General features: G+C 65.4%; 1 protein-coding gene. It reads right to left on the reverse strand.

Going from position 1 to position 1,221, the window contains the following annotated elements; genetic code table 11:
* Nucleotides 1-1,214: IS256 family transposase (locus ABIB54_RS17840; RefSeq protein ID WP_354576876.1), on the reverse strand; the 1,214-nt coding region annotated here is incomplete at its 3' end.
* Nucleotides 1,215-1,221: the final 7 nt, after the last annotated feature.

A 1,221-nucleotide genomic window follows, 5' to 3' on the forward strand; every position in this document is an offset into this window, starting at 1 on the left:
ACCTCGCTTCCGGTGTCGGGGACGAGGGTGAGGCGGGATTTGGCGAGGATGTCGAGGCCGAGGTAGCGGCGGCCTTCGGCCCATTCATCGGTCTGTTCGGCGAGGACGGCGCCGACGAGGCGGGTGATCGCGTCTCTGTTGGGGAAGATCCCAACGCTGTCGGTGCGGCGACGGATTTCTCTGTTGAGGCGCTCGTTGGGGTTGTTCGACCAGATCTGCTGCCAGAGTCCTTCGGGGAAGGTGGTGAACGCGAGGATGTCCGCTCTGGCGTTGTCGAGGTGTTCGTGGGCGTCGGGGAGTTTCCCGTCGACGTAGTCCAAGAGCCTGTCGAATTGGGCGTGAACGGCGTCAGCGTCGGGTTGGTCGTAAACGGAGTGGAGCATCGCTTTCACGGCCGGCCAAAGACTCTTCGGGGTCACACTCATCAGGTTCGCGGCGTAGTGGGTGCGGCAGCGTTGCCAGCTCGCTCCGGGCAGGTTCGCAGCGATCGCTTCGACCAGGCCGCGGTGGGCGTCGGAGGTGACGAGTCGGACTCCGGTCAGGCCGCGTGCAACGAGATCGGCGAAGAACGTGTTCCATGCCGGGCCGGTCTCCGAGGTGGCGACTTTGAGGCCGAGGACTTCGCGGCGCCCGTCGGCGTTGACCCCGGTCGCGACGAGCACGACCGCGTTGATGACCCGGCCACCCTCCCGGACCTTCATGGTCAACGCGTCGGCGGCGACGAACGTGAACGGGCCCGCATCCCCCAACGGACGGTGACGGAACTCGTTCACGTGCTCGTCGAGCTCCGCGGCCATCCGAGACACCTGCGACTTCGATAACGAGTGGATCCCGAGCGTCTTGACGAGCTTGTCCATGCGGCGGGTCGAAACGCCGGCGAGGTAGCAGTCCGCGACGACCGTGATCAGCGCAGTCTCGGCCCGTTTGCGGCGCTCGAGGAGCCATTCCGGGAAATACGTTCCCGAGCGTAGCTTCGGGATAGCGACGTCGATCGTCCCGGCCCGGGTATCGAGGTCACGATGCCGGTAACCGTTCCGTTGGGCGGTGCGATCGGGGCTGGCCTTACCCCACTCGGCACCAATCACCGCGTCGGCATCCGCCGAGAGCAGCGCATTGATCATGGTTTGCAGCAGGCTGCGCATCAGATCGGGGGACGCATCGGTGAGGGCTTCGCCAAGAAGGCGTGCAGGGTCGACAATATGTGGAGCGGTCATCGTGATG

The organism is Frigoribacterium sp. UYMn621 (genome assembly GCF_040549525.1).
In the GTDB taxonomy this organism is placed as follows: Bacteria; Actinomycetota; Actinomycetes; order Actinomycetales; family Microbacteriaceae; genus Lacisediminihabitans.